This is a genomic window from Nocardioides speluncae (assembly GCF_003121585.1).
Lineage (GTDB): Bacteria > Actinomycetota > Actinomycetes > Propionibacteriales > Nocardioidaceae > Nocardioides > Nocardioides speluncae.
In genome coordinates this window covers 1-25,465 of record NZ_QEOO01000025.1, presented here as the reverse complement: position 1 = coordinate 25,465, position 25,465 = coordinate 1, and the positions used below count along the sequence as shown (strand labels likewise).

Genomic DNA, 25,465 nt, shown 5'->3' with positions numbered 1-25,465 from the left:
GGTTTCTCGGCACGGCGCGCTGTCCGTATACTTCTGCGGGTTGCCCGGCTCCGCCGTCCACGCGTACGCCGGGCAGCACGCCGCCTTAGCTCAGTCGGTAGAGCGAATCACTCGTAATGATTAGGTCGTCGGTTCGATTCCGACAGGCGGCTCCACGCGGATGCGGTCCGACTGGTCGGGCGCCTGGCTTCCAGCCAGGAGGAGCAGGTTCGAGTCCTGCCGTCCGCTCAACGAGACTGGGTCTTCGTGATGTAGCCGCGGTTCGCTGCCACAGGAGTGACCGCGATCCACCCCGTTGGTTGTGCGAGGTAGCGGGGGACCCGACCCCGGTAGGCGTCGTACTCGCTCCCGAACCTGTCGCGTAGCCAATCTTCCTCGCGCAGCACCCACCGGTGCACTAGGGCAGCGCTCACTGGGCAGGTGGCCAGCATCCAGCCGTTGCGGGTCGCGCCTGCAAGGCCGAGATGGGCCGCCGTGAAGCCGAGGTAAATCGGGTTGCGGGAAACCCGGTGCAGCCCCGTCGTGACCAGCGTTTCCGGATCCTCCAGCGACCCTGGCCCGCGCTCCTGCCAGGCCGCCACCACCACCGCGAGACCGGTACCGGCGAGCACCGAGCCGACCGGACGGGTCCACGCCGGGAGCGGCAGCGGCCGAAACCGCTGTGCCAGCACCCCTATCACGACGCCAGCCAATGTCTCGGCGGGCAGCGGGATGCTGTCCGCTGCCGCCTGCAGGCGCTCCCGGACGCTCACGGTTGCGTCCCCCGAGCAGCTGCCGCCGTCGGCACCGCGCGTGCCGCAGTCCAGGGGCGTACGAGGTGGACGGGGCGGTAGCGCACGTACCAGTAGAGCATCAGCGCAGAGCTGACCACGTAGAACGCGTGTAGGAACCAGATCGGCCCGGGCGGCAGGTTGAAGACGTAGATCGAATGGACCGCGTTGCCGACGTTGGCCAGCGCGATGTTGCCGAGGCTGTACGACGACAGTTCGCGCGTGCGGAGGGCCTTGCGAAGCATCGGCAGCATGCTGCCGGCGAACACGGCCGTGGAGACCATTCCCGCGAGGACCGGCAGCGTCGCTTCCATGCCTCGACGGTAGGCGCCCGACACGTCGGCAGCATCGGGTGAACGACGCATTCTCCCGGCGCCGGAATGGGCCGAACGACCCACGCAGCGCGATGGCATCACGCCGCGGTATGACCCAAATGGGGTGTGCCCGGGCGCCATTTCTGGCAGTTACGTTCCGTTCGTCCTGCAGCAACCCCCGCCCATGTAGGAGGACGAAATGTCACGACGATCAGCAGCCATCGCGGCTGTGCTGTCGGCGGCCGGACTGGCGGCCGCCGCCCTGTCGGTTCCGTCGGTCGCCTCGACGATCATGCCCGCGAGTGACCGGACAATCACGCAGGCAGCCGACGACCCGTCGGACGCCATGCTCGCCGCCCTCGCCCGGGATCTCAAGATCACACCCGACCAGGCGCGGGCGAGGCTAGCCCGGGAGAAGGATGCCTCACGCATCGAGGCGGCCCTGCGCACCCGTCTCGGTACGACGTTCGCCGGAGCCTGGTTCGCCAGCGGCAGCGAGGCCCTGACCGTTGGTGTCACGGACGCGAGCAAGGCCGATGCGGTCCGCGCCGCTGGCGCCTCACCGAAGGTCGTGGAGCACAGCCTCATCCAGCTCGACGCGCTCAAGACCAAGCTGGACCGCAACGGCAAGCGGGCGCCGAGAAGGGTGCCCGGGTGGTACGTCGACCTCGCCAACAACTCCGTCACGATCCTCACCCGTGCCGGCGCCACCGAGCGGGCGAAGAGGTTCGCCACCGCGAGCGGACTGGATCTGTCGGTCGTGAACTTCGTTGCCTCCAAGGAGACTCCACGGCCCTTGATCGACGTGATCGGCGGCAACGCCTACTACATCGGCAGCGGCATGCGTTGCTCGGTCGGGTTCGCAGTCACCGGTGGATTCGTCACCGCCGGCCACTGCGGCCAGACCGGTCAGCCGACCTCGCAGCCGAGCGGCACTGTGGCCGGATCGAGCTTCCCGGGCAACGACTACGGCTGGGTACGCGTTGCCGCGGGCAACACGCCCAGGGCACTGGTCAACCGCTACCCGGGAACGGTGCCGGTCGCGGGGTCGTCCGAAGCCCCGGTGGGCTCGTCGGTATGCCGATCCGGCTCCACGACGGGATGGCGTTGCGGCACCATCCAGCAGAAGAACGCGTCGGTGACCTACCCGGAGGGCACCATCACCGGACTGACCCGCACCAACGCCTGCGCCGAACCAGGTGACTCCGGCGGCTCCTGGATCACCGGTGACCAGGCTCAAGGTGTGACGTCCGGTGGCTCCGGCAACTGCACGTCGGGCGGTGTCATCTACTTCCAGCCGCTCAACGAGATCCTCGGCGCCTACGGCCTGTCGCTGACGGTGACCGGTACGACGCCCCCGCCGACGACACCTCCGCCGACCCCGCCGCCGGGCGGTGGAACGACCTGGCAGGCCGGTACGACGTACGCAGCAGGCGCGATCGTCACCTACGCAGGTCTGCGGTACGAGTGCTGGCAGGGCCATACGGCCCAGGCTGGCTGGGAGCCGCCCAACGTTCCCGCGTTGTGGCGCCGGCTCTGACGCCGAGCGCGCGATGACCGGCATGGCCGCCCGGAGCGGGACCGGACTCCGGGCGGCCATTGCCAAACCTGCCTCTGACACACCTGAGTAGGACCTTGCAGGGTCGTCTAACTGTGAACACCTGCCCACGCTCGCCCCTTCCTGGCACCTCGACCCGGCAAGTACGTTGCTTGGCATGGAGCTGGAGGTGCGCCACCTGAGGCTGATCTGTGCGGTGGCCGACGCCGGCAGCGTCACCAAGGCGGCCGCCAATCTCGGACTCGCGCAGCCCGCTCTCAGTGCCCAGCTCGGACGCATCGAGCGGATGCTCGGTGGGCCGGTCTTCGAGCGGAACCGCACCGGGGCGCGGCCGACACCGCTGGGCGACTTCATGATCGCCAGGGCCCGCCTGCTGCTCCCCGCGGTCACCGGGCTGCGCGAAGAGGCCGCCCGGCTCAGCGACCACGGGCGCCCGGGCGAGCTGCCGGCCCAGCTAACGGTCGGATCGGCCACTGGTCATCTTCTGGGTCGGTTGGTGCATCACCTGACCGCTGCCTATCCAGCGCTGCACGTCGCGACCCACGTCTCCTGGTCCGCAGACGAACTGGCCAGCCTGGTGGCGGCCGGCCGTGTCGACTACACCCTGGTCGGAGTCTGCGATGAGGCGCCGCCGCCGTCGCAGGCGGGTCTCACCTGGCGTGTACTCGGCATCGATCCAGTATTCGTGCTGTTACCGACACGCCATCCCCTCGCCGATCGATCAGAGATCGAACTCGGCGACCTTGCAGATGAGCAGTGGGCCGCGACACCAGGCGATGGCTGCTTCGCCGACTGCTTCACTTCTGCGTGCGCCAAGGCTGGCTTCATACCGCGAACCTTGTTGGAGACGGACATGGCGAGCTGTCTGGACCTGGTCGAATCCGGCGACGCGGTGGTCTTGTGTCAGCCCATGTTCCGGCACATGGACAGCGTGGTGGCGTTGCCGATCGCCGGCGTGCCCCTTCGCTGGCGACACCTGATCGGCTGGCACCCGGAAGGACCGGCGGTCGGTGTCGCCGACCAGGTCATCAAACTCGCCGGCCTCGCCTACTTCGACGTGATCGCCCGCAGCCCGCGGTACTCGACCTGGCTGCTCAACAATCAGGGCTACGGCGTCGACCCCGCCCTCGACGCTCATCCGCGCAGCTCCGGCTGACCGAATCTGCCCCGCCTCAGCGGATGGCGAGGAGGACGCCGATCTTGTCGATGCGGTGTTCCGGGTTGTCGAACTCGTCGTACCAGTAGTTGCCGGCTGCGTGGTCTTCCAGGGTGGCGCAGGTCGACAGCGTGATCATGGCGCGGGTGGGTTCCTGCCCCGGATTCCCGGGTACGGCGGCACGCTGGGCCCGCAGCGACTTCGGCGACCTGAACGACGTCCGGCGGGTGCCGGTGATGCGGTAGACGTAGGTGGCGTTCTTGGTGCGTACGCGTACCCGGTCACCCCGCTCGAGCTCGGGCAGCCGGAGGAAGGCACGCGTCGAGGAGAGACGGTGAGCGGTGACCTGGTAGTTGCCGACGCCGCCCGGGCCGGTGCCGCCGCGCGGGCCGTGCGGGCTGGCGGCGCGGCCGGTGTTCTGGATCTCGGTGCCGGGGGCGTCGTCGGTCCACCCCCGGTAGGGCAGCACCGCGAGGTCGAAGAGCCCGATCTTCGGGATGGAGAGGTCGGCCCGCATCGGCCTGCCGTCTGACGCGAGCGGCGCCTCCTCGGTGGGGGTGGGGGCGGGCGTAGGGGTCGCCGGAGCCGCCGTCGGCGTACTGGATCCGGGAGTTGCCGCGGGCGCGTCGCTGCTCTCGCCGCTCGGTGACGAGCACGCGGCGAAGGTGAGTACGGCGAGTGTGGCGGAGGCCGTGCGGGCACGGGCTGATGTCGGGTTCATGGTCCTCGTCCACGCTCATCGTCGCAGGCCAGAAGTGAGAAGCCCAGGTACGGCTCCACGCACGTAAAATGGGCGATCCATCCCAAATATGAGGAGTGTCGCGATGTCTCCGGAACCGAAAGAGGAAGAGCAGACCGAGGCCGAGGAGAAGCTGACCATCTTCGGGCCTAGGGTCGAGAACTTCGACTACGCACTCCAGGCCGAGCCGCTCACGAGCGAGGAACTCGAGCTCCTACGTAAAGAGCGGCCGTAGCGCCCCTAAGCACTATCTGTTTGCGTCGGCGGCGTGGGCGGCGGGCGGGTAGTCGTAGCGGCCGGCCTGCCACCCGTCCGCGAGGGGCGACCAGAAGAAGAAGGTGACCCGGCGCTCGGCGAAGCGCCAGCGGCCGTCGTCGCAGCGCACCATCCGGTCGGTGTAGCGGCCGGCGGCGATGTGCGCGACGCCGTCGACCACGCAGGGCTGGTCCAGCCAGGTCTGGCCGGTGGCCACGTCGCCGGAGAGATCGATGGTCTCGTTGCTGCTGAAGTGCCACCACGCCTGCAGCGACCCCTCCCGCAGACCGGCGAAGAACTCCCGCAGCGCCGCCCGACCGGTCACCGTCGACAGCCCGGCGAAGGTGCCGTCGGGCGTGAAGAGCTCGACCAGGTCGTCCCAGCGGCCGTCGTCGAGGTACTGGCAGTAGCGGGCGCGGAGCTGGCCGATCTCGTGCAGGTCCTCAAGCCGCCGGACCCGCGCCTCGAGGTCCATCACGCCACCGCCGGCCGCCGGTCGGTCACAGGTGCGGCCGTGGCGGCGAGAACGTCGGCCAGTTCGACGCCGGGCGCCAGCTCGACCAGCTCGAACGCGCCAGGCCCGACATCCACCACGCAGAGATCGGTGATCACCCGGGCCACCACACCGCGCCCGGTGACCGGCAGGCTGCACGACGCGACCAGCTTCGGCTCGCCGGTCCGGGTCAGGTGCTCCATCAGTACGACGACCCGGCGGGCGCCGCTGACCAGATCCATCGCGCCGCCCATGCCCTTGACCATCGCGCCCGGGACCAGCCAGTTGGCCAGGTCGCCGTTGGCCGCGACCTGCATCCCGCCGAGGACCGCGACGTCGATGTGCCCGCCGCGGATCATCGCGAAGCTGGCCGCGGAGTCGAAGTACGACGCCCCCGGGACCACCGTCACCGTCTGCTTGCCGGCGTTGATCAGGTCGGGGTCGACCTCGTCGTCGTACGGGAAGGGCCCGACGCCGAGGATCCCGTTCTCCGCGTGCAGGGTCACCATGGAGCCCGCCGGCAGGTGCGCCGGGATCAGCGTTGGCAGCCCGATGCCGAGGTTGACGTACTCGCCGTCGCGCAGCTCGGCGGCCGCGCGGGCGGCCATCTGGTCGCGGGTCCAGGCCATCTCAGACCTCCGCCCGCGGCCGGGTGGTCCGCTTCTCGATGTCCTTGCGGGCTGCCTGCTCGGGCGTCAGCGGGACCACGTGCTGCACGAACACGCCCGGCAGGTGTACGTCGTCCGGCGCGAGCTCGCCGACACTGACCAGCCGCTCCGCCTCGACGATGGTGACCCGCCCGGCCATCGCGGCGTTCGGGTTGAAGTTCCGGGCCGACGCGTGGAAGACACAGTTGCCGGCCGGGTCGGCGACCGCGGCCCGGACCAGCGCGTAGTCGGTCACGATGCCCTCCTCCAGCACCATCTCGCGGCCCTGGAAGGTGCGCAGCTCCTTGGCCGGCGAGGCGACCGCGACCGAGCCGTCGGCGGCGTACCGCCAGGGCAGCCCGCCCTCGGCGACCAGCGTGCCGACACCGGTCGGCGTGTAGAACGCGCCCACCCCCGCACCGCCGGCTCGCAGCCGCTCGGCGAGGGTGCCCTGCGGGGTGAGCTCGACGTGCAGCTCGCCGGCGAGGTACTGGCGCGCGAACTCCTTGTTCTCCCCGACGTACGACGCGATCACCCGCGCGATCCGGCCGCGTTCGAGCAGCAGCCCGAGGCCCGCGCCGTCGACGCCGCAGTTGTTGGAGACCACGGTCAGCTCGGTGGCGCCCTGGTCCAGCAGCGCCTCGATCAGGAACCACGGGATGCCGGCCAGCCCGAACCCGCCGACCGCGAGACTCGCGCCGGACGGGATGCCGGCGACCGCCTCGGCCGCCGATCCGACCACCTTGTCCAGGCTCACGACGCCACCAGGTGCTCGAGGACCGCGGAGGTGACCGCCGTCGGCTGCTGGACGCTGGCGAGGTGCGCCGCGTCGGGTACGACGAGCAGCCGGCCGTCGGCGATCCCGTCGGCAATCCGGGCCAGGTGGTCCGGCGGGGTGGCCGGGTCGTCGGCCCCGGCGATCACGAGGGCCGGCGCCTTGATCGATGCCAGGTCGGTGGTGAGGTCCATGGTCGCGATCGCCTCGCAGCAGCTCGCGTAGCCTTCGGGCGGCGTCCCGGCGACCATCGACTCGGCGTATCGCCGCCGGCGCGGATGGCGCTCGCGGTAGCCGGCGGTGAACCACCGGCCGACCACCGCCGGGGCGACCGCGCGGGTGCCCTCGGCCCGTACCAGCGCCGCCCGGTCGTACCAGGCCGACGCGGGCTCGAGCAGGGCCGAGGTGCACAGCAGCACCAGCCTGTCGACGCGGTCCGGCTCGCGCGCGGCGAGCCGCATCCCGGTCATGCCGCCCAGCGAGAGGCCGACGAAGTGCGCCCGCTCGACACTGAGGTCGTCGAGCAGCATTACGACGTCGTCAGCGAGGTCGTCGAGGTCGTACGGGCCGGCCGGCACCGGGGAGTCGCCGTGGCCGCGGGTGTCGTAGCGGACCACCCGGAAGTGCTTCTCGAGCTCGGCGAGGTTGAAGTCCCACATCTCCCAAGTCGCGCCGAGCGAGTTCGACAGCACCACCACCGGGCCGTCGGGCCGGCCGGTGACGACGTGGCTGACCGCGACCGCGCTCATGAGACGGCCTCGAAGACCGCGGCGAGCCCCTGGCCGCCGCCGATGCACATCGTCTCCAGCCCGTAGCGTCCACCGCGGCGCCGCAGCTCGTGGGCCATCGTGGCCAGGATCCGGGCCCCGGTCGCGCCGACCGGGTGGCCGAGCGAGATGCCGGAGCCGTTGGGGTTGAGCCGGTCGTCGGTCGCGTCGACCTTCCACTCGCGCAGGCAGGCCAGCACCTGTGCGGCGAAGGCCTCGTTCAGCTCCAGTACGTCGATCTCGTCGAGCGTGATCCCGGCCCGGTCCAGTGCCGCGGCAGTGGCGGCGACCGGCCCGATGCCCATCACCTCGGGCCCGACCCCGGCCACCGCCCATGACCGGAGCGCCAGCAGCGGCTGCAGGCCGCGGCGCTCGGCCTCGGACCGGGTGGTGACCACGCACATGGCCGCGCCGTCGTTCTGGCCGCTGGCGTTGCCGGCGGTGACCGTCGACTCCGGATCGAGCGAGGCGCGCACCGGCCGCAGCGCCGCCAGACCTTCCAGCGTGGTGTCGGCGCGGGGGTGCTCGTCGCGGTCGACGACGACGTCCGGCCGGCCCCGGCGGCCTGGGACGGTCACCGGCACCAGCTCGTCGGCGAACCGGCCCTCGTCGTGGGCGGCGACGGCCCGCTGCTGCGAGCGCAGCGCGAGCTCGTCCTGCTCCTCGCGGGCGATGGCGTACTCGCGGCGCAGGTTCTCGGCGGTCTCCAGCATCCCGCCCGGCACCGGGTGGTCCCGGCCGCCCGCGGTCTCGCGGGCTCGGACCAGTCGGTCGGCCAGCTCGACGCTGCCACCGCGGACGCCGGTGCGCAGCCCGAGCGCATAGTGCTCGACCTGCGACATCGACTCGGCGCCGCCCGCCACCACCAGCCGGGCCGAGCCGGTCGCGACCATGCCTGCGGCGTACAGGACCGCCTGCAGCCCGGAGCCGCAGCGACGGTCAACCTGGACTCCGGGAACGGCGGTGTCGAGGCCGGCGTCCAGCGCGGCGATCCGGCCGATCGCCGGCGCCTCGCCGTTCGGGTAGCACTGTCCGAGTACGACGTCGTCGACGTCGCCCTCCTGCAGCCCCGCTCGCCGGGCCAGCTCGGCGAGCAGGCCGGAGGCCAGGTCGGCGGCGGAGAGCGACGCGAAGGCCCCGCCGAAGCGGCCCACTGGGGTGCGGAGCGGGTGGCAGATCACGACGTCGTCCATGGGTATGACGTTAAGCGGAGTCGCCGAGAGAGAAAAGTACTCATTTCCTCAGCATTGAGAGCCTGCAAGTATGGATCCGTGGAGCTTCGTCACCTGCGCTATTTCGTCGCCGTCGCCGAGGAGCGGCACTTCGGCCGGGCGGCCGAGCGGCTGCACATGGCCCAGCCCCCGCTGTCCCAGCAGATCCGCCAGCTCGAGTCCGAGCTCGGCGTCCAACTGCTGCACCGCACCACCCGCAAGGTCGAACTGACCGCCGCGGGGGCGGCGTACCTCGACCGGGCCCGGGCCGTGCTCGCCTATGTCGAGTCGGCGACCTCCGAGGCGCAGCGGGTAGCCGCAGGCCTGGTGGGCCGGCTCGTGGTCGGCTGCGTCGGCTCCGCGACGTACAGCCTGCTGCCCAGCCTGGCCCGCCGGCTCCGGGAGGACCTGCCGGCGGTCGACTTCTCCTTCCGCGGCGAGATGTTGGTACCCGACCAGGTGGATGCGCTGCTGAGCGGCGAGATCGACCTGGCACTGCTCCGGCCGCCGGTGGCCGACGCCGGGGTGCGGCTGCGCCACCTGCGTGAGGACCGCCTGATCGTCGCGCTGCCCGACGGCCACCGGCTGGCCCAGCGCAAGCGGCTCCGGATCGCAGACCTGCGCGACGAGGAGTTCATCGTCCACCCGGGACGCGGCCGGTCGGTGATGAGCGGGCTGGTGGCGACCCTGTGCCGCGAGGCCGGGTTCGAGCCGCGGGTGCGGCAGGAGGTGGGCGAGACCTCGACCCTGGTCACCTTCGTCGCCGCAGGGCTGGGCGTCGCTGTGGTTCCCGAGCCGGTGTCGCGGCTCGGCGTTGCCGGCGCCACCTACCGTCCGCTGGTCGGCGGCGGGCGGGTCGAGCTGGCGGCCGCGACCCGCGCCGCCGAGGACGCCCCGCATCTGTCCCGGGCGCTGGCGGTCCTGACCTCGCTCAGTCGGTAGCGCCGGTCCGGCCGATCGGCGCAGGCGGGTAGCTCGATCCGTCCAGCAGCGGCCGGTCGCCGAGCGGCGCGTCGAGCCGCACCGTGCGGTCGACACTGGGAGTGCGTGTGCAGCCGACATCGGCGGTGGGGCCGTCCACGGCGCTCACGGTCCAGTAGACAACTACCGCGTCGGGCCGCTCCTCGACGACCGGCTCCTGGAGGATCGGGCCGAGGTCGCGGCCGTAGCAGTCGGAGACGCGCATCGTGACCGACGTACTCCCGGGCGCGGCGTCCCGACGCTCGATCTGTGCCCACGCCTGCCAATCTCGCGTCACCGGAGCCAGCTGGCAATCGCCCCAGCCGACGGCCTCCCACCGGCCGCCCTCGCGCTCGAGGAGGAGATAGTTCGCGTCGTCGCCCTCAGGCCCGCGTTCGGTCCACCGGCCGAGTCCCAATGTGAGGCGGTGAGCGTCGCCGTCCAGCACTCGCCACTCGACGTCGCCGCTGTCGCGGAACGGCACATCCGTGCTGATGCGCGGGTCGTCGAGCATCCCTTGGAAGGTACGCCGCGCCTCTGCGTCGGTTAGCAGGCCCGGGCGCCCGTCGGCCATCACCGACGCCGGCCAGCCGTTCCTGTCCCCGCACGAGAGCAGCGGCTCGCCGGCGTCGCTCATCTCGACGATGTCGCCGAGCTCGCTGGCCGGATCAGGGGTCGGCACTGGGGCCGGAACCGGTGCGTTTGGCTGCGCAATCCAGCTGGCAACGCCGATCGCGGCGGCTGCAGACACGGCAGCGGCCACGACGCTGGTACGGCGTCGACGACGCTGCCGGGACTGACGTCCGGCGCGGATCCCGGCGTCGATGACGTCGTCGCCGAGGGCCGGCCGGTCGTCCTCGAGAGCGCGGATGAGGTCGGCAAGCTCGTCGGTCATGGTCGCCTCCCGTGGGCGGGGTCGGGTTCGTGAGGTACGACGACGTCGGTGAGCCGCTCGCGCAGCCGGCCGAGCGCGCGGGTGGCGCGCATCTTCACGGCGCCGTCGGAGATGCCGATCTCGCGTGCCGTCTCGGCCACCGACAGCCCGAAGTAGTACCGCAGGATCACCACCGCGCGGTCCTGCCGGCCGAGCTCGTCGAGCGCCGCCTGCAACGCCAGCACGCCGCTCCGGTCGGTCTCGGTGCCGGCCTCGGGCAGCTCCGACATCACCACCTCGGTGGACGACCGTCGTCGCCGTTGGTCGACGTGCAGCCGGACCAGCACGGTGCGGGCGTATCCCGCCGGGTTGTCCAGCCGTCGGCGGCGCCGCATCACGCCGTACATCCGCTCGAGCGTGTCCTGCACCAGGTCCTCGGCGGCGTGCCGGTCGCTGGTCAGCAGCCAGGCCGTCCGATGCAGCATCGGGGCGACCGAGTGGGCAAACTCGCTGAACTGCTCCTCAGTGGCCACCCCGTGCCGCCTTCCCGCATCGACGCCTTACCCAGGATGACGTGATGGGCCGCCGGATCGTCACTGCCGGACTGCGGCTGTGCAGCCGCTGCTTCGACCGCAGGGGGTACGGTCTTGCTGATCCAGGTGTGTCACTAACGCCTGGTTTACTGACCCACCTGGATCACCAAAACCGTCTGGCCCCAGCTCGGCAGCGCGCGATGGGACGTGCTCACCGCCAAGACCTATCTACCGCGGCTGGTGGCCGCAGGCGTGGAGCTGGTCGTGCAGCCCGTCCCCGTGGGGATCCTACGGACGCCGATGTCGTACGTCGACGGCGCGCTGTTGCAGCCGTCCGGCCTCGGCGTCGAGGTCGACCCGGACGCCGTTCGAGCTGCAGCGGTCGGGCGTGTGGCCGCAGCTGTGGCGGATCGTCGGCGAGTACGCCAACATCAGCATCTTCGACGTCGCCTCCAACGATGAGCTGTCGAGCAGACTACTGGTCACGCCCGACTGACGGTCGGACCATCCTGGGAAGTGCGCGACTCAGTCGCTCTCACGCGGCGGCGGGAGCTTCGGGGAGTCGGGTGGCTCGTCCGGGAGGTGCGGGTCGGCGAGGAGGTACTGGGTGAGTCGGCCCTGGTGCTCGCGGTCGTGGGTGCGCACCGGCTCGGGGATCATCCGGCCCTCGGTCGCGTCCCAGAACCGGTCGATCTGACGGGCCACTCGCCGGGCGACCTTGCCGGTCACGCCCTGGTGCGGGACGAACGGGTGCGGCCGGGTCGGCGCGCGCAGCTCGGCGACGTACATCGCCTCGGCGATCCGGTGCCGCTCGGGGGCCCGCAGCAGCAGGGCGAGCTCGTCGACGATCCGGTGCTCCAGCTCCCAGGTCGCCTCGAACTCGCGGCGCGCCTCGGCCCATACCTCGGGCCACGGGATGCGGATGGCGTACGACGAGCCGTAGAGCTTGGCCTTCACCTGGAACAGCGCCCGCTCCATCCGCTTGCTCTGATGGACGAACTCAGCCGCACGGGCGTGCCCCTTCGGTAGGCGCTTGCGGACGAGCGGAACCAGCACCGCGTTCGCGGCAGAGTTGTGTCGGCTGACGCTGGCCAGGAAGGTGTCGGTAGCCGGGTACTGGTCGCGCGGGCGCGCCAGCGTGGGCATGCGCGCCTCCGCCGTCGCGAGCCGCGCGGCGAGCACTTCGTGGGTCGCGGTAATGCTGGTTTCGAGCGTGTCCATGGCGGCCTCCACCACATGTCCAACCCCACCTACCAGTGTCGCGCCGCCGCGCGCCGCTCACAAGGCTGCTCCGATATCCGTTGGTGGCGCCGCGACATCGGTCGACCTGCGGGGACACAACAGCAGCCAGCAACGTGAGGCGCGGCACACCCTGAACTAGTACGTGTTCTAGCCACATCCTCGTAGAGTGCGAGGATGAGCGACGCCGCCCTGCCCGACCCGTCGAGGGCCGAAGAGCCGCACTGGACCGAGCCCGGTGCCTGGCCGGTCGCCCCCGGCGTACACCGGATCCCGTTGCCGCTGCCGATGGACGGCCTGCGCGCGGTCAATGTCTACGCGCTGGAGACAGACCGCGGGCTGACCCTGATCGACGCCGGGTGGGCGATCGAGGAGGCGCGCACGCTGCTGGAGCGGTCGCTGAAGGAGATCGGGTACGCCGTCTCCGACATCAACCGCTTCCTGGTCACCCACGTGCACCGCGACCACTACACCCAGGCTGTGACGGTACGCCGCGAGATCGGCGCGCACGTCAGCCTCGGGCTGGGCGACAAGCCGACCCTCGACCTCATTCTCGACGAGGACAACCGGCCGGAGGAGGATCCGCACCTGCAGATGATGCGCGACGCCGGCGCGGTGAAGATGGCCGACGCCTGGGCCAAGATGAGCGAGGGCATGACCCCCGACCTCACGCTGTGGGAGTACCCCGACACCTGGTTGGAGAGCGACCACACCATCGACGTCGACGGCCGCGCGCTGGACGCCGTACACACCCCCGGGCACACCCAGGGCCACTTCGTCTTCGCCGACCAGGCCGCGTCGCTGCTGTTCGCCGGCGACCACGTGCTGCCGACGATCACGCCGTCGATCGGCTTCGAGCCGGTGCTGGCCGCGCAGCCGCTCGGCGACTTCCTGGGCTCGCTGGCGAAGGTGCGCGCGCTGCCCGACCTGACCCTGCTGCCGGCGCACGGCCCGGTCGCACCGTCCTCGCACGCCCGGGTCGACGAGCTCGTCGTCCACCACGACGAGCGGCTCGCCCTCTGCCTGGCCGCGCTGCCCGCCGGCGGCGGGACGGCGTACGACGTCGCGCTGGAGCTGCCGTGGACCCGGCACGAGCGGCGGATGCGCGACCTCGACCTCTTCAACGCCGCCCTGGCCACCTTGGAGACCCGCGCCCACCTCGAGCTGCTGGTCGCGCGCGGTGAGCTCACTCGCACCCCCGACCAAGGCGGCTTCGTGTACCAGCGGCCTCCGGAGTAGGTTGGCGGTCCAGGCAAGTTCGACAGACAGGGGAGCACGCCCGGCGTGCTGAGAGTGCGGCTGAGTTCGACCCACGGGGCCGCAGACCCTCCGAACCTGATCCGGTTAGCACCGGCGAAGGGAGTCACCATGTACCACCCTGCGCGCGCGCTCGCGGCGCTGGCATCACTCGCTCTCACGGGCAGCCTGCTCGGCTGCTCGACGATGGGCGGCGACGACGACAAGTCCGCCGACGAGTCCGGCTCGGGCTCCACGACCGTCAAGCTGGTCACCCACGACTCGTTCGCGCTGCCCGAGGACCTGCAGGCCAAGTTCGAGAAGGACAGCGGCCTCCAGCTGGAGATCCTGGCGAGCGGCGACGCCGGCGCGGTCACCAACAAGCTGGTGCTGACCAAGGACTCGCCGATCGGCGACGTCGCGTTCGGCGTCGACAACACCTTCGCGAGCCGTCCGGTCGACGAGGGCGTCTTCGAGGAGTACGCCGCGAAGCTGCCCGCGGGCGCGGACCAGTACGTCCTCGAGGACATCGGCGACCACCTCACGCCGATCGACAACGCCAACGTCTGCGTCAACATCGACACCGGCTACTTCGAGAAGCTCAAGCTCCCCGAGCCCGAAACGCTGGACGACCTGGCCAAGCCGGTCTACCGCGGCCGGTTCGTGGTTCCCGGCGCCGCGACGTCCTCGCCCGGCATGGCGTTCCTGCTGACCACGATCGCCGAGTACGGCGACGACTGGCCGGCGTACTGGGCCAAGCTGATGGACAACGACACGCTGCTGGTCGACGGCTGGGAGAGCGCGTACCAGGGCGAGTTCAGCCAGGGCGGCGGCAAGGGCAAGCGGCCGATCGTGCTCAGCTACGACACCTCACCGGCGTTCACCGTCGACGAGGCGGGCACGTCGTCGACGACCAAGGCGCTGCTGCACACCTGCTTCCCGCAGACCGAGTACGCCGGAGTGCTGGCGGGCGCCGACAACCCCGAGGGCGCGCGGGCGCTGATCGACTTCCTGCTGTCGCCGGAGGTGCAGGCGGCGCTGCCGGACAGCATGTACGTCTTCCCGGTCGACGAGAACGTCGAGCTGCCGGCCACCTGGGCGAAGTTCGCCGTACAGCCCACCGACCCGCACACCGTCGACCCGGCCGAGATCGCCGAGAACCGTGAGCAGTGGCTGACCGAGTGGCGCGACGTCACCACGCGCTGAGCCGCCACCTCACCCTCGCCGCATTGGCGCTGCTGCCGGTCGCGGTGCTGAGCGTCTTCTTCGTGCTGCCGGTCAGCGGGATGATCGCCCGCGGGTTCTGGCCGGAGGGGTCGTTCGACCCGGGCGGGGTGCTGGACGTGCTACGCCGGCCGCGGGTGCACCGGGTCCTGTGGTTCACGGTCTGGTCGTCGGCCTCGGCGACCGCGCTGGCAGTGCTGCTCGGCGTGCCCACCGCCTACGTGCTGCACCGGCTCCGGATCCCGGGACGCTCGGTGGTGCGTGCGGCGCTGCTGGTGCCGTTCGTGCTGCCGACCGTCGTGGTCGGAGTCGCCTTCCGCGAGCTGTTCGGGGAGTCGGGACCGCTGGCCTTCCTCGGGCTCGAGGGCACTGCGCTCGGCATCATCGCCGCGCTGGTCTTCTTCAACGTGGCCGTCGTCGTCCGCGCGGTCGGCGCCGCCTGGGAGTCGCTGGACCGGCGGCCCGGCGAGGCGGCCGCCGCGCTCGGTGCCTCACCGTGGCAGGTCTGGTGGACGGTGACGCTGCCTGCGCTGCGGCCGGCACTGGTCTCGGCGGCGAGCGTGGTCTTCCTGTTCTGCGCGACGGCGTTCGGTGTGGTGCTGACCATGGGCGGGCTCCGCTACGCGACCGTCGAGACCGAGATCTACCTGCTCACCACCCAGCTCCTCGACCTGCAGGCCGCGGCTGCACTGAGCGTGCTGCAGCTGGTCGTGGTCGTCGGTCTGCTGCTGGTCGCGGCGCGGACCCGGGCGACGCCGTCCGGCGGTACGGCGCGGGTGACGGCGCCCGCGCAGCGGGTGCGGGTGCGCGATCTGCCGGCACTGTCGGTGGCGTCATTTACGTTGCTGCTCGTCGGGCTCCCGATCGGGACGCTGGTCGCGGGGTCGCTGACGGTCGACGGCTCGTGGAGCCTCGACAACTTCCGCAAGCTCACGACGAAGGGGGACAACGACGCACTACTCGTACCTGTCACCGACGCGCTCGGCACCTCGCTGCGGACCGCGTTCGACGCCACCTGGATCTCGCTCACCCTCGGGCTGCTCGTCGCGGTCGTGGTCACCCGCCGGTCACGATCGCGAGCCGAACGGCGGGTGCGGGGGCTCCTCGACGGCTTCTTCATGCTGCCGCTCGGCGTCTCCGCGGTCACGCTCGGGTTCGGGTTCCTGATCACGCTCGACCGTCCGCCGCTGGAGCTGCGCGACTCGCCGATGCTGGTGCCGATCGCCCAGGCACTGGTCGCGCTGCCGCTGGTGGTGCGCACGATCGTGCCCGTCCTCGCCGGGATCGACGATCGGCAGCGCCAGGCCGCCGCCTCGCTCGGGGCCTCTCCGCTGCGCGCCGTACTCACTGTCGACGTGCCGGCGGTGTGGAAGCCGCTGCTCGCGGCGTCGGGCTTCGCGTTCGCGGCGTCGCTGGGGGAGTTCGGCGCGACGTCGTTCCTGGTGCGCGAGCAGGAGCCGACCGTGCCGGTGGTGATCTTCCGGCTGCTCGGACATCCGGGCGCGGACAACTACGGCATGGCGCTCGCCGCCTCGGTGGTGCTGGCGGCCACGACGGCGATCGTGATGCTCGCGGTCGAACGGCTGCGGGTGCCGACGATCGGAGCCGTGTGATGGCTGAGCTGAAGCAGGCGGCGGCGCTGAGCGTACGTGGTTTGACCGTGGCCTACGACGGTCAGGATGCCGTCGACGACGTCTCGCTCGACCTGCCTGCGGGCGAGGTGCTCGCGGTACTCGGTCCGTCCGGGTGCGGGAAGTCGACGCTGCTGCGAGCGATCGCCGGACTCGAGGAACCCGAGTCCGGGTCGATCCTCTTCGACGGCGCCGACCTCGTCGGCGTACCCACGCACCGGCGCGGGTTCGCACTGATGTTCCAGGACGGCCAGCTGTTCGGTCACCAGAGCGTGGCCGAGAACGTCGGCTACCCGCTCCGGCTGCGCCGTACGCCGCGAACCGAGGTGCGCGCGAGGGTGGCCGAGCTGCTCGAGCTGGTGGGCCTGCCGGACCACGCCGACCGGCGGCCGGACACGCTCTCCGGCGGCGAGCGGCAGCGGGTCGCGCTGGCCCGCGCGCTCGCGGTCTCGCCTCGGCTGCTGCTGCTCGACGAGCCGCTGTCGGCGCTCGACAAGACGCTGCGCGAGCGGCTGGCGGCCGAGCTGCGCGACATCCTGGCCACGGCGGGGACCACCGCGCTGCTGGTGACTCACGACCATGATGAGGCGTTCACGGTCGCGGGCCGGATGGCGCTGATGCGCGCCGGCCGGATCGTGCAGGAGGGGCCGATCGAGGAGGTCTGGGCGCAGCCGGCCGACCCGGACGCGGCGCGGTTCCTGGGCTACGCGCGGGTGCTCGACGGAGCGGCGGCCGACCGGGTGCTCACCACGGCAGGCCTGCCGACCGGTGCCGCCGTGGCGCTGCGCAGGTCCGCACTGACCGTGTCCGACGACGGTCCGCTGGCCGGCATCGTGGTGGCTTCGCGGGTGACACCGGAGCAGCTGCGGCTGGAGGTCGACGTACCCGATCTCGGGGTGCTCGACGCGGTCGCTCCGCTCGGCACCCACACCGCCGGAGCGGGCGAACAGGTCCGGCTCAATGTCGATCGGACGCGCCTCGCCGCAATACCGGTGGACTAATGCCTTGCCCGGTTCTCTAGACTGCCTGGGTGCATCGCAGGGCTTACGTACTCCTCGTTGGGGTTGCAACCATCATGGGGTCGCTCGCGGTGATTACCTCGATCAGCATCAATCGGCCGCTGATCGACCCTGAGGGGTTCCTCGGCCCGGCCTGGATTCGCCTGCCGCTGATCGTCCTCGGTGCGCTCCTCCTCGATCTGCTGCCGCGCACACTCTGGGTGACGCGTGGCAACCCGGCGAAGATGAAGGCTGTCGCGGCGGAGCGGCTGCGCAGCCACTGGACCCGCGACCGTCTCCTGCTCGTGGTGATGGGCCTGGTCTGCTTCTACATCACCTATGTGAGCTACCGGAACCTGAAGTCGTTCCTGCCGTTCGTCCGCGGCCTCGAGACTCGCAACGACTACGACCGCTCTCTGCACCTGATGGACCGCTGGCTCTTCTTCGGCAGCGAGCCGGCGATCGTCCTGCACGACCTGTTCGGCTCCGGCATCGTGGCGCACTTCCTGTCCACGATCTACCTGTGGTTCCTGCCACTGGTGCCGCTCGCACTGGCCGCCTGGCTGGTGTGGTCGCGCAACCTGTCCTTCGGATACTGGTTCGCCACCTCGCAGTGCGTCGCCTGGTCGCTGGGCACCGCGTCGTACTACATGATGCCGACGCTCGGCCCCGGCTTCGAGTACCCGTGGCTCTACCGCGACCTCGACGAGACCGGCGCCACCCAGCTGATGGAGGCGCTGTTCAACGGGCGCACCACCTTCCGGTTCTATGAGTACGCCGGGGCGGTGAACTCTGTCGCCGGCTTCGCCAGCCTGCACGTCGCGATCACCCTGCTGGTGGCGCTGATGGTGCAGTACACGATCCGCTCACGGGTCCTGCACTGGGTCTTCTGGATCAACTTCGCGATCACGATCGTGGCGACCCTCTACTTCGGCTGGCACTACGTCGCCGACGACATCGCCGGCGTCGTCATCGCGCTGATCGCCTTCTACCTGGGCGCGATAGCCAGCGGCCAGAAGTTCGATCGCTTCGGCCTCGCCTCGCATCCGACGACCACGACCTCCGTCGTACCCGTGGACGATGAGGAGCGCGAGCGCAAGCCGCGCAAGGTCCGCCTGCGCAAGGTGTCCGTCGAGGTGACCGCCGAGGTCGTCGACGACCCCGACGACAGCGAGCTCTCGCTCGACAAGCGCTGACTCCAGCGCACGTTCGCGAATTACAACGATGTAGTTCGTCAAGCCGACACGCCGTGACAGATGAACTTTTCTGTGAAAACTGTTTCGCTTGTGACTCAAGAGCATTAGCGTGCACAGAGTGCCTCGGGTGATGAGGCTGGCAAACGAGGCGGGATCCGAGGCCTCAGACTCGAAGGAGCGGGCGATGCGGGGCTGGCGGAGGGGCGGGCGGAGCGGCGGACCGATCCGTACGTCGGTCGCCGGTGCGTCGGCACTCGCCGTCGTCGCCGCGCTCGGCCTGGCCGGCTCGGTCGCCCACGCCGACCCGACCGACGACGCCCCCAGCCAGGCGGACGTGGACGCCGCCCGGAAGGCGGCCCGGGTCAAGGCCCGCGATGTCGCCGCCGTCCGGGCCGACCTGGTGCTCGCCAACCAGCGGCTCCAGAACGCCGCGATCGAGGCCGCCAAGGCCGCCGAGGCCTACAACGGTGCGCGGTGGGAGCTGCAGCAGGCGCGCAAGAAGGTGCGCGTGGCCGAGGCCGGTGAGCGCCGCGCCGAGGCCGGCCTGAAGCGGAACCAGGTCGCCTACGGTCGGTCCCTCGCCGCGTCGTACGCGCTCGCCCCCGAGCTGACCGCGCTCTCCGCGATGATGGACGCCGACGGCGTCGACGGCGTCATGGAGCGGTCGAACACGCTGCACGCCGCACAGGGTGCCCTGAAGAGCGGGTACGGCGAGGTGCGCGCGGCCGCCACCCTCGCCACCATCGCCACGACCCGGGCGGAGAACGCCCGGGCCGATGCGAAGGAGCTCGCCGACGAGGCTGCCGCGGCGCGCGACGAGGCCCGCGACGCTGAGGCGGACGCGAGTGCCGAGGCAGCGGTCGTCGCCACCGAGAAGGACGACCTGATCGCCGAGCTGGCCCGGCTGCAGGACATCTCGGTTGCCCTTGCCGAGGACCGACAGCGCGATCTCGAGCAGCAGGCGGCCGAGGAGGCAGCGGCCGCGGCGCAGGAAGAGGCCGGCCACGAGGAGCCCACGCGGGACCCGGAGCCCAGCGATCCGCCCGCTCCAACGACCTCGCCGGACCCGGAGCCCACCAACCCGCCGGCCCCCGAGCCGGATCCCGAGCCCGAGCCGGAGCCCGACCCGGACCCGCCGCCGCAGCCCGACCCCACGCCACCTCCGCCGGCGTCCGGCTCGCAGCGCGCGATCGGGTTCGCGCGGGCGCAGATCGGGGAGCCGTACGAGTGGGGCGCGGCGGGCCCGAACTCCTGGGACTGCTCCGGACTGACGATGGGTGCGTGGCGCGCGGGCGGGAAGTACCTGCCGCACTACTCGGTCGAGCAGTACCGGCAGTCGACACCGATCTCGTCACGCAACCTGCGCCCGGGCGACCTCGTCTTCTGGGCGGACAACGGCAACCCCGACTCGATCTACCACGTCGCGCTGTACTCCGGGAACGGCATGATCATCCACGCCCCGCGCACCGGTCGGAACGTCGAAGAGGTGTCGATGTACTACTGGATCGCGCCGAGCTTCTTCGCCCGCCCCTAGCGCGCGCCGAGCCCGCCGAAGAAGGTCCGCGACGCGACCTCGCCCGCCCGATGGCGCGGGAGAGCGCCATCGTTGACCGACTCCGCGGCCGTGTAGACCACGGCGTAGAACATGTTGATCACCCAGTCGGGCGCTACGTCGGCGGCCACCGCTCCGTCGGCCTGGGCGCGGGTGACGATCTCACGCAGCTCGCTATGGGCGTCCTCGGCGTCGTCGCCCTCCCAGATGTCGGCGAAGCGGTTCGGGTCGAAGAACAGGAAGATCACGGCGTTGCCGACGTCGACCGTCGCGCGCAGCATCGCGTCGAGCTGGTCCGCGGCGTCGCTGCCTGACGAGACGGCCCGGACGCCGGACTCCTCGAGCGCCGCGATTGCCGCGTCCTTGGCCGCGTCGACCAGCGACTGGCGGTCGGGGAAGTAGCGGTGCAGGGTGCTGCGGCTGACCTCGGCGGCGTCCGCGATGTCGTGCAGCGTGGCGGTGAAGTCGCGCGCCCAGACGCTGAGCGCGCCGTCGAGGATCGCCTTGCGGGTGCGCTGGCGGATCCCTGTCTCTGTCATGGCCGCATCGTATCCGCGTGGTTCGTAATAGAACATTCTTGTTGAATTTTGAGACATTGATGTCCTATTCTCGACTCAAGCCTGGTTGCGCTGATCACCAAACTGATCGAGGAGCATCGCTGTGTCGTACGCCGTACCCGTCACCCGCCCGGACCCGGGCGAGACCCCCGAGCTGCCCGTCGGCGAGAAGCTGGCCCTGCTATGGCAGTACGTCCGCCCGCACCGCCGGGTCCTGGCCATCGGAGTCGGGCTCGGCCTCGCCGGCACCGCCGCGGAGCTGGCCACCCCGATGGTGACCAAGGAGATCCTCGACGGCCTGGCCACCGATGCGTCGCTGCAAGGCCCGGTGACCGTGCTCGCCCTGCTCCTGGTGGCCGGCACCTTTATCGGTCTCATCGAAGGGATCCTGCTCGGCACCCTGGCCGAGCGGGTGATCCTGACCGCCCGCACCGGCCTGGTTCGTCACCTGCTCAGGGTGCGGGTGTCCGAGCTCGACGACCGGCCCGGCGGCGAGATGGTCGCCCGGGTCACCTCCGACACGCTGCTGATCCGAGAGGCGACCACGACCACGATCGTCTACGGCAGCAACGGCGTGATCTCGATCGTCGGCGCCCTGGTGCTGATGGCAGTGCTCGACGTACCCCTGCTGCTGACGACGCTGGCGGTGATCATCGGCGTCGCCGTACTCGCAATCCTGCTGATGCCGGCGCTGGCGCGCGCCCAAGAAGAGGCGCAGGCCGAGATCGGCCACATGGGCGGCCGCCTCGAAGGCATCCTCCGGGCACTGCGGACGGTGAAGGCGAGCCGCGCCGAGGAGCGGGAGAGCGAGCGGATCGGCGCCTACGCCCAGCGGTCCGCGGTCAAGGCGGTCAAAGCGGTGCGGATCGAGACGACGGCATGGACGATCACCGGTGCCGGCGTGAACCTCGCGGTGATGCTCGTCCTCGGGTACGGCGCGTACCGGGTCTCGCAGGACGCGCTCGAGGTGAGCGGGCTGGTGGCGTTCCTGCTCTATCTCTTCGGGCTGACCTGGCCGGTCATGATGCTGACGATGAGCCTCACCGCGCTGCAGTCGGGGCTTGCGGCCGCTGCGCGGATCCACGAGGTCGTCTCCCTCGAGCTGGAGCCGGTCGAGGACGATCGGCCCGCGCCGCCGGCCGACTCCGAAGCGGCGGCGGTGGAGCTGGTCGACGTCCGCTTCGGCTATCGGGACGGCGCGCCGCCGGCCCTCGACGGCGTCAGCCTGGTCGTCCCCCGGCGCGGCCATCTCGCGATCGTCGGCCCGTCGGGTGCCGGCAAGACAACGGTGTTCTCGCTCCTGCTGCGATTCATCGACCCCGACGACGGAGTGATGCTGCTGGACGGGACGCCGTACGCCGAGTGGCCGCTGCCGCAGCTGCGCGGCCGGATCGCCTACGTCGAGCAGGACACGCCGCTGGTGCCCGGCAGCCTGCGCGACAACCTTGCGTACGCCGCTCCCCAGGCCGACGACGCCGAGCTATGGGCGGCGCTGGACGTGGTCCGGATGACCGAGCGGGTGCGGTCCCTGCCCGACGGGCTGGACAGCGAGCTCTCCCCGACCACGGTCTCCGGCGGCGAGCGGCAGCGGATCGCCCTGGCCCGGGCGCTGGTCGCCGCGCCCGAGATCCTGCTGCTCGACGAGGTGACCGCCCAGCTCGACGGCCTCACCGAGGCGGCGGTCGCCGAGGGCATCCGCCGCCAGGCCGAGCGCGGCACGGTGGTCACGATCGCCCACCGGCTGTCCACGGTGCTCGACGCCGACCGGATCGTGGTGCTGGAGGCCGGGAGGATCCGGGCGATGGGCACCCACGACGAGCTGCTGGGCAGCGACGAGCTGTACGCCGAGCTCGTCGCCGCCCTGCGGATCGCCGCGCACGCGCCGGTGGAGGTGTCGGGCTAGGCCAGTACCTCGGCGCAGTGCCGGGCGACGTCGGCCAGGGGCGCATCCACGGTCGGTGCACCGGGCTCGGTCGACCGGGTCAGGCAGCTGATCAGGATCGGTACGTCGCCGTCGGTCCACGCGATGCCGACGTCGTTCCGAGTCCCGTAGGCGCCGGAGCCGGTCTTCTCCGCGATCCGCCAGCCCGCCGGCAGACCCGCGCGCAGGGCCGCGCCGCCGGTGCGGCTTGCCAGCATCCAGCGGGTCAGCCGCCGCCGGTCCGGCCCGTCGAGGGTGCGGCCGAGCAGCAGCTCGACGTAGCTCCCGCCCATGGCCCGCGGTGTCGTGGTGTCGATCTGCTGTCCGGGCTCCCAGGCGTTCAGCTCGGGCTCCCACCGGGTCAGCGTGGTGACCGAGTCGCCCAGCTCCCTGGCGAGGCGGGTGATCGCGTCGGGGCCGCCGAGCTGCTGGAGCAGCCAGTTCGCGGCGGCGTTGTCGCTGTCGGACTGGGCCGCCTCGCATACCTCGGCGACGGTCGGGGCGTAGCCCTGCTCCTGCCAGACCTGCATCCGCGCCGCATAGCCCACGCCGGTGACCATGGACGGCGGGTAGTAGGCACGGCGGCCGAGCACGTGCGGGTCCGGGGTGACCAGCCGCCCGGCGAGCACGGCGGCGACCGCCAGCGTCTTGAACGTCGAGCACATCGCGAACCGCTCGTCGGGCCGGTGAGCGAGCTCGCGGCCGGTGCGCAGGTTCACGGCGTACAGGCCGATCCGGCGGTCGTGGCGCTGCTCGATCTCGGCGATCGCATCGTTGCCAGGGGAGGCACTCGGGGTGGTGATCGGGGCGGTGCGGGCCGCGGCAGGTCCGACGACGGCGCCGGCGGCTAGCACGGCACCGGCGGTGAGGACGGTCCGGCGGGAGGTCTGAGGTGAAGGAAGTCGGGAGTCCATGCCGGACAGCGTGGTCAGACGGGTCGGGCGGAGACCAAGACGCCGACGGCCGATCGATGCGGAATCCGTATGGTTGCCGGCATGGACCTGGTCGAGTCGCTGCGCCTGTTCCACGCCGTAGCCGTCGAGCGCAGCTTCACCCGCGGCGCGGAGCGCTGTGGCCAGCCGCAGCCGGTCGCCAGCCGCCGGGTGGCCGCGCTCGAGGAGCGGCTCGGTACGACGCTGCTGGTGCGGACCTCGCGGCGGGTCGAGCTGAGCGCGGAGGGCGAGCGGCTGCTGCCATTGGCGCAGGAGCTGCTGGCCCGCGCGGACCGGATCGACCACCTCTTCGAGCGGTCCGAGCCCGGCCTGGTGCTCGCCGTACCGGTCGGCCTGTCGGCGCGCTCGCGGGCGGCGATCCGGCGCGGGCTGCCGGGCCGGTCGGTGACCTTCGCCGAGGACGAGCCGGCGGCGCGGGTGGCCGCTCTGAGCGCCGGTACGGCGCAGCTGGGGCTGCGGGCGGTGGCACCCGACGAGGCCGAGATCCGGGTGCCGCTCGGCGTCGGGCACGACGATCATGGGCCGGCGGCGCGGTTCTTCCTCGAGCAGCTGCGGCGGTCGATGCGGGAGCGCGATCTGCCGCCGCGGGCGGTGCACGTGCTCGCCGAGGACGACGTACCCGCGGTGCGGGACCGGCTCCGCGAGGCCTGCTTCGCGGCCGGGCTGCGCGCCGACCAGGTCGTCGTCGGTACGTCGGCGGACGAGGCCTGGACCCGGGTGCACGAGCGTGGCGACGCGGTGCTCGCCGCGGCCGGCGAGGCCGAGCGGGAGGGAGTGGCCTGGGCGGCGCTCGGTGGGCTCGCGCTGAGCCGCGGCTACCGCCTCGACGGGGACGGCGAGCTGGCTGCGGACGAGCGGGCCGCGCTGCTGTCACGGCTCGCGGGCGGCCTCGGTGGTGATCTCCCGTGATGCTGCCCGAGCACGCCGGCCTGGTCGCCGAGATCGAGCGCGACTGGGCGGCCATCGGCCTCCACGGGTCGCTGCTGGCGCGCAACCTCACGAGCGGCGTACAGCTCGGATTCGGCGCCGGCCAGGTCTGGCCGCTCGCGTCGGTGGTCAAGCTGCCCATCGCGCTGGTCGTGTACGACGCCTTCGAGCGCGGCGACCTGGACCCGGCGGAGGCGTTCGAGGTGACCCCCGGCAGCGCCACGAGCGGCCCGACCGGGATCGCGCAGTTCCGGCACCCGTGCCGGGTGGCCGCGGAGGACCTGGTCCAGCTGAGCCTGGCCGTCAGCGACAACGCCGCCACGGACCTGCTGCTCGACCGGATCGGCATCGGCGAGGTGAACCGCCGGCTGGCCGGGTTCGGATGCCGCGAGATCGTGGTCCGGCACCAGATCCGGGCGATCTACGGCGCCTCGGACGCGGTCAGCGGAGTCGGGCTCGGCCTCGCCGCCACCGGGCGGACCGCGGACGGCGGTCACCTCCTCGAGGAGCTCGACCCCCAGCGCGCGAACGCCGGGACCGCGCGGGCGCTGCTCGACCTGTTGGACCGCGTCTGGTCGGACCGCGTCGCCAGCCCGGGCGCCTGCGCCCGGCTGCGCGCCGCGCTCGGCCGCCAGCTGACCATGCACCGGCTCGCGGTCGAGCTGGCCAGCGACAGCGTCCGGATCCGCTCCAAGACCGGCACCTTCCTGGACCTCCGGCACGAGGCCGGCGTCGTGGAGATCGGCGAGGACCGGATCGCGGTGGTGGCGCTGACCCGCTCGTCGGTCCCGGCGGCGGTGCAGCTCGAGGCCGACTTCGCGATCGGCCACGCCGCCCGGCTCTCCGTAGAGGCGTTGCGCGCCTGACTCGCCCTAGTGTGAGGTCATGTTGCGTCCTGGAAGCTGGATCAGGCCGGCGGGTGTGAGTCCCGTCCCGGTAGGTACCGGAGCGCCGGGTAGCAGGCCCCAGTCCGTTGGAG

At 71.5% G+C, this 25,465-nt stretch carries 27 protein-coding genes, 2 tRNA genes and 1 riboswitch; of the genes, 16 read left to right on the top strand and 13 right to left on the bottom strand.

What is annotated here, in order from left to right; all coding sequences use genetic code 11:
- Positions 1 to 79 precede the first annotated feature (79 nt).
- A tRNA-Thr gene (locus DDV73_RS13920) sits at positions 80 to 155 on the top strand.
- Between the two features lies 1 nt (position 156).
- Positions 157 to 228, top strand: a tRNA-Gly gene (locus DDV73_RS13915).
- Here DDV73_RS13915 and DDV73_RS13910 read toward each other — a convergent pair.
- Both DDV73_RS13910 and DDV73_RS13905 read right to left on the bottom strand, forming a co-directional pair.
- A complete protein-coding gene (locus DDV73_RS13910; RefSeq protein WP_161962394.1) occupies positions 228 to 752 on the bottom strand; it encodes a methyltransferase family protein in 525 nt (174 codons plus the stop codon). The genes DDV73_RS13915 and DDV73_RS13910 overlap by 1 nt on opposite strands.
- Entirely contained in the window at positions 749 to 1,084 is a 336-nt protein-coding gene (locus DDV73_RS13905; protein ID WP_206050870.1) for a hypothetical protein, read from the bottom strand. The genes DDV73_RS13910 and DDV73_RS13905 overlap by 4 nt, the downstream gene beginning before the upstream one ends.
- A gap of 199 nt (positions 1,085 to 1,283) precedes the next feature.
- Here DDV73_RS13905 and DDV73_RS13900 point away from each other — a divergent pair, with 199 nt between their 5' ends.
- Positions 1,284 to 2,624, top strand: a complete 1,341-nt coding sequence (locus DDV73_RS13900; RefSeq protein ID WP_109507856.1) for a carbohydrate-binding protein — start codon at positions 1,284 to 1,286, stop codon at positions 2,622 to 2,624.
- Positions 2,625 to 2,799: 175 nt separating this feature from the next.
- Positions 2,800 to 3,798: a LysR family transcriptional regulator gene (locus DDV73_RS13895; RefSeq protein WP_109507855.1), complete on the top strand. Its 999-nt coding sequence runs from the start codon at positions 2,800 to 2,802 to the stop codon at positions 3,796 to 3,798.
- A 16-nt stretch (positions 3,799 to 3,814) separates the two neighbouring features.
- On the opposite strand, the gene DDV73_RS13890 is transcribed toward DDV73_RS13895, so the two are convergent.
- Positions 3,815 to 4,519 carry a class E sortase gene (locus DDV73_RS13890; protein ID WP_109507854.1) on the bottom strand — a complete coding sequence of 235 codons (705 nt, stop codon included), beginning with the start codon at positions 4,517 to 4,519 and terminating at the stop codon, positions 3,815 to 3,817.
- 103 nt (positions 4,520 to 4,622) lie between these two features.
- On the opposite strand from DDV73_RS13890, the gene DDV73_RS27975 reads away from it, so the two are divergent.
- On the top strand, positions 4,623 to 4,772 hold the full coding sequence (locus DDV73_RS27975; protein WP_154402765.1) for a hypothetical protein: 150 nt from the start codon (positions 4,623 to 4,625) through the stop codon (positions 4,770 to 4,772).
- Between the two features lie 12 nt (positions 4,773 to 4,784).
- Here DDV73_RS27975 and DDV73_RS13885 read toward each other — a convergent pair whose 3' ends face one another.
- The 5 genes from DDV73_RS13885 to DDV73_RS13865 are packed head-to-tail and all read right to left on the bottom strand — an operon-like array spanning position 4,785 to position 8,667.
- Positions 4,785 to 5,267: a nuclear transport factor 2 family protein gene (locus tag DDV73_RS13885; protein WP_109507853.1), complete on the bottom strand. Its 483-nt coding sequence runs from the start codon at positions 5,265 to 5,267 to the stop codon at positions 4,785 to 4,787.
- Positions 5,267 to 5,914 carry a 3-oxoacid CoA-transferase subunit B gene (locus tag DDV73_RS13880; RefSeq protein ID WP_109507852.1) on the bottom strand — a complete coding sequence of 216 codons (648 nt, stop codon included), beginning with the start codon at positions 5,912 to 5,914 and terminating at the stop codon, positions 5,267 to 5,269. The genes DDV73_RS13885 and DDV73_RS13880 overlap by 1 nt, the downstream gene beginning before the upstream one ends.
- A 1-nt stretch (position 5,915) precedes the next feature.
- Positions 5,916 to 6,683, bottom strand: a complete 768-nt coding sequence (locus DDV73_RS13875; protein WP_206050881.1) for a CoA transferase subunit A — start codon at positions 6,681 to 6,683, stop codon at positions 5,916 to 5,918.
- Positions 6,684 to 6,685: 2 nt separating this feature from the next.
- Positions 6,686 to 7,456, bottom strand: coding sequence for a 3-oxoadipate enol-lactonase (pcaD, locus tag DDV73_RS13870; protein ID WP_109507850.1), 771 nt, complete (start codon positions 7,454 to 7,456; stop codon positions 6,686 to 6,688).
- A complete protein-coding gene (locus DDV73_RS13865; protein WP_109507849.1) occupies positions 7,453 to 8,667 on the bottom strand; it encodes an acetyl-CoA C-acetyltransferase in 1,215 nt (404 codons plus the stop codon). Before DDV73_RS13865 ends, pcaD begins: the two co-directional genes overlap by 4 nt.
- A 78-nt stretch (positions 8,668 to 8,745) precedes the next feature.
- On the opposite strand from DDV73_RS13865, the gene DDV73_RS13860 reads away from it, so the two are divergent.
- Positions 8,746 to 9,627 carry a LysR substrate-binding domain-containing protein gene (locus DDV73_RS13860; RefSeq protein WP_109507848.1) on the top strand — a complete coding sequence of 294 codons (882 nt, stop codon included), beginning with the start codon at positions 8,746 to 8,748 and terminating at the stop codon, positions 9,625 to 9,627.
- Here the strand turns inward: DDV73_RS13860 and DDV73_RS13855 are convergent.
- Together DDV73_RS13855 and DDV73_RS13850 are read right to left on the bottom strand one after the other, a co-directional pair.
- Positions 9,617 to 10,540: a hypothetical protein gene (locus tag DDV73_RS13855; RefSeq protein ID WP_109507847.1), complete on the bottom strand. Its 924-nt coding sequence runs from the start codon at positions 10,538 to 10,540 to the stop codon at positions 9,617 to 9,619. The genes DDV73_RS13860 and DDV73_RS13855 overlap by 11 nt on opposite strands.
- Positions 10,537 to 11,052 carry a SigE family RNA polymerase sigma factor gene (locus DDV73_RS13850; RefSeq protein ID WP_240617277.1) on the bottom strand — a complete coding sequence of 172 codons (516 nt, stop codon included), beginning with the start codon at positions 11,050 to 11,052 and terminating at the stop codon, positions 10,537 to 10,539. Before DDV73_RS13850 ends, DDV73_RS13855 begins: the two co-directional genes overlap by 4 nt.
- A 388-nt stretch (positions 11,053 to 11,440) precedes the next feature.
- On the opposite strand from DDV73_RS13850, the gene DDV73_RS29185 reads away from it, so the two are divergent.
- Positions 11,441 to 11,548 (top strand): muconolactone Delta-isomerase family protein, encoded by a 108-nt coding sequence (locus DDV73_RS29185; RefSeq protein ID WP_240617276.1) that lies wholly within the window; start codon positions 11,441 to 11,443, stop codon positions 11,546 to 11,548.
- Between the two features lie 29 nt (positions 11,549 to 11,577).
- Here DDV73_RS29185 and DDV73_RS13840 read toward each other — a convergent pair whose 3' ends face one another.
- Entirely contained in the window at positions 11,578 to 12,273 is a 696-nt protein-coding gene (locus tag DDV73_RS13840) for a hypothetical protein (protein ID WP_109507845.1), read from the bottom strand.
- Between the two features lie 195 nt (positions 12,274 to 12,468).
- On the opposite strand from DDV73_RS13840, the gene DDV73_RS13835 reads away from it, so the two are divergent.
- The 6 genes from DDV73_RS13835 to DDV73_RS13810 all read left to right on the top strand — a co-directional run bounded on the left by DDV73_RS13835 (position 12,469) and on the right by DDV73_RS13810 (position 20,110).
- Complete coding sequence (locus DDV73_RS13835) at positions 12,469 to 13,530, top strand: MBL fold metallo-hydrolase (RefSeq protein WP_109507844.1); 1,062 nt, start codon at positions 12,469 to 12,471, stop codon at positions 13,528 to 13,530.
- Positions 13,531 to 13,548: 18 nt separating this feature from the next.
- A riboswitch (TPP riboswitch) is annotated at positions 13,549 to 13,670 on the top strand.
- Positions 13,660 to 14,733: a thiamine ABC transporter substrate-binding protein gene (locus tag DDV73_RS13830; protein ID WP_109507843.1), complete on the top strand. Its 1,074-nt coding sequence runs from the start codon at positions 13,660 to 13,662 to the stop codon at positions 14,731 to 14,733. It overlaps the preceding riboswitch by 11 nt.
- Positions 14,709 to 16,364: an ABC transporter permease gene (locus DDV73_RS13825; RefSeq protein ID WP_240617275.1), complete on the top strand. Its 1,656-nt coding sequence runs from the start codon at positions 14,709 to 14,711 to the stop codon at positions 16,362 to 16,364. Before DDV73_RS13830 ends, DDV73_RS13825 begins: the two co-directional genes overlap by 25 nt.
- Positions 16,364 to 17,383, top strand: a complete 1,020-nt coding sequence (locus tag DDV73_RS13820; protein WP_109507842.1) for an ABC transporter ATP-binding protein — start codon at positions 16,364 to 16,366, stop codon at positions 17,381 to 17,383. Before DDV73_RS13825 ends, DDV73_RS13820 begins: the two co-directional genes overlap by 1 nt.
- Before the next feature lie 29 nt (positions 17,384 to 17,412).
- Positions 17,413 to 18,576 (top strand): phosphatase PAP2 family protein, encoded by a 1,164-nt coding sequence (locus DDV73_RS13815; protein WP_240617274.1) that lies wholly within the window; start codon positions 17,413 to 17,415, stop codon positions 18,574 to 18,576.
- 130 nt (positions 18,577 to 18,706) lie between these two features.
- Positions 18,707 to 20,110 (top strand): C40 family peptidase, encoded by a 1,404-nt coding sequence (locus DDV73_RS13810; protein WP_240617288.1) that lies wholly within the window; start codon positions 18,707 to 18,709, stop codon positions 20,108 to 20,110.
- Here DDV73_RS13810 and DDV73_RS13805 read toward each other — a convergent pair.
- On the bottom strand, positions 20,107 to 20,667 hold the full coding sequence (locus DDV73_RS13805; protein WP_161962393.1) for a TetR/AcrR family transcriptional regulator: 561 nt from the start codon (positions 20,665 to 20,667) through the stop codon (positions 20,107 to 20,109). The two genes, DDV73_RS13810 and DDV73_RS13805, sit on opposite strands and share 4 nt — an antisense overlap.
- 121 nt (positions 20,668 to 20,788) lie before the next feature.
- Here DDV73_RS13805 and DDV73_RS13800 point away from each other — a divergent pair, with 121 nt between their 5' ends.
- The gene (locus DDV73_RS13800) at positions 20,789 to 22,588 is read left to right on the top strand and encodes an ABC transporter ATP-binding protein (RefSeq protein ID WP_109507838.1); all 1,800 of its coding nucleotides are present in this window, start codon (positions 20,789 to 20,791) and stop codon (positions 22,586 to 22,588) included.
- Here DDV73_RS13800 and bla read toward each other — a convergent pair.
- Positions 22,585 to 23,520: a class A beta-lactamase gene (gene bla / locus DDV73_RS13795; RefSeq protein ID WP_109507837.1), complete on the bottom strand. Its 936-nt coding sequence runs from the start codon at positions 23,518 to 23,520 to the stop codon at positions 22,585 to 22,587. The genes DDV73_RS13800 and bla overlap by 4 nt on opposite strands.
- A gap of 81 nt (positions 23,521 to 23,601) precedes the next feature.
- Here bla and DDV73_RS13790 point away from each other — a divergent pair, with 81 nt between their 5' ends.
- Together DDV73_RS13790 and DDV73_RS13785 are read left to right on the top strand one after the other, a co-directional pair.
- Positions 23,602 to 24,468 carry a LysR family transcriptional regulator gene (locus DDV73_RS13790; RefSeq protein ID WP_161962392.1) on the top strand — a complete coding sequence of 289 codons (867 nt, stop codon included), beginning with the start codon at positions 23,602 to 23,604 and terminating at the stop codon, positions 24,466 to 24,468.
- Positions 24,468 to 25,352, top strand: a complete 885-nt coding sequence (locus DDV73_RS13785) for a serine hydrolase (RefSeq protein ID WP_109507835.1) — start codon at positions 24,468 to 24,470, stop codon at positions 25,350 to 25,352. The genes DDV73_RS13790 and DDV73_RS13785 overlap by 1 nt, the downstream gene beginning before the upstream one ends.
- Positions 25,353 to 25,465 lie beyond the last annotated feature (113 nt).

Bases quoted from the DNA above. Each gene is read 5' to 3' on its own strand.
- DDV73_RS13905 (WP_206050870.1), bottom strand. From the start codon at position 1,084: ATGGAAGCGACGCTGCCGGTCCTCGCGGGAATGGTCTCCACGGCCGTG.
- DDV73_RS13900 (WP_109507856.1), top strand. From the start codon at position 1,284: ATGTCACGACGATCAGCAGCCATCGCGGCTGTGCTGTCGGCGGCCGGA.
- DDV73_RS13895 (WP_109507855.1), top strand. From the start codon at position 2,800: ATGGAGCTGGAGGTGCGCCACCTGAGGCTGATCTGTGCGGTGGCCGAC.
- DDV73_RS13890 (WP_109507854.1), bottom strand. From the start codon at position 4,519: ATGAACCCGACATCAGCCCGTGCCCGCACGGCCTCCGCCACACTCGCC.
- DDV73_RS27975 (WP_154402765.1), top strand. From the start codon at position 4,623: ATGTCTCCGGAACCGAAAGAGGAAGAGCAGACCGAGGCCGAGGAGAAG.
- DDV73_RS13885 (WP_109507853.1), bottom strand. From the start codon at position 5,267: ATGGACCTCGAGGCGCGGGTCCGGCGGCTTGAGGACCTGCACGAGATC.
- DDV73_RS13880 (WP_109507852.1), bottom strand. From the start codon at position 5,914: ATGGCCTGGACCCGCGACCAGATGGCCGCCCGCGCGGCCGCCGAGCTG.
- pcaD (WP_109507850.1), bottom strand. From the start codon at position 7,456: ATGAGCGCGGTCGCGGTCAGCCACGTCGTCACCGGCCGGCCCGACGGC.
- DDV73_RS13865 (WP_109507849.1), bottom strand. From the start codon at position 8,667: ATGGACGACGTCGTGATCTGCCACCCGCTCCGCACCCCAGTGGGCCGC.
- DDV73_RS13855 (WP_109507847.1), bottom strand. From the start codon at position 10,540: ATGACCGACGAGCTTGCCGACCTCATCCGCGCTCTCGAGGACGACCGG.
- DDV73_RS13840 (WP_109507845.1), bottom strand. From the start codon at position 12,273: ATGGACACGCTCGAAACCAGCATTACCGCGACCCACGAAGTGCTCGCC.
- DDV73_RS13835 (WP_109507844.1), top strand. From the start codon at position 12,469: ATGAGCGACGCCGCCCTGCCCGACCCGTCGAGGGCCGAAGAGCCGCAC.
- DDV73_RS13830 (WP_109507843.1), top strand. From the start codon at position 13,660: ATGTACCACCCTGCGCGCGCGCTCGCGGCGCTGGCATCACTCGCTCTC.
- DDV73_RS13820 (WP_109507842.1), top strand. From the start codon at position 16,364: ATGGCTGAGCTGAAGCAGGCGGCGGCGCTGAGCGTACGTGGTTTGACC.
- DDV73_RS13810 (WP_240617288.1), top strand. From the start codon at position 18,707: ATGAGGCTGGCAAACGAGGCGGGATCCGAGGCCTCAGACTCGAAGGAG.
- DDV73_RS13805 (WP_161962393.1), bottom strand. From the start codon at position 20,667: ATGACAGAGACAGGGATCCGCCAGCGCACCCGCAAGGCGATCCTCGAC.
- bla (WP_109507837.1), bottom strand. From the start codon at position 23,520: ATGGACTCCCGACTTCCTTCACCTCAGACCTCCCGCCGGACCGTCCTC.
- DDV73_RS13790 (WP_161962392.1), top strand. From the start codon at position 23,602: ATGGACCTGGTCGAGTCGCTGCGCCTGTTCCACGCCGTAGCCGTCGAG.
- DDV73_RS13785 (WP_109507835.1), top strand. From the start codon at position 24,468: ATGCTGCCCGAGCACGCCGGCCTGGTCGCCGAGATCGAGCGCGACTGG.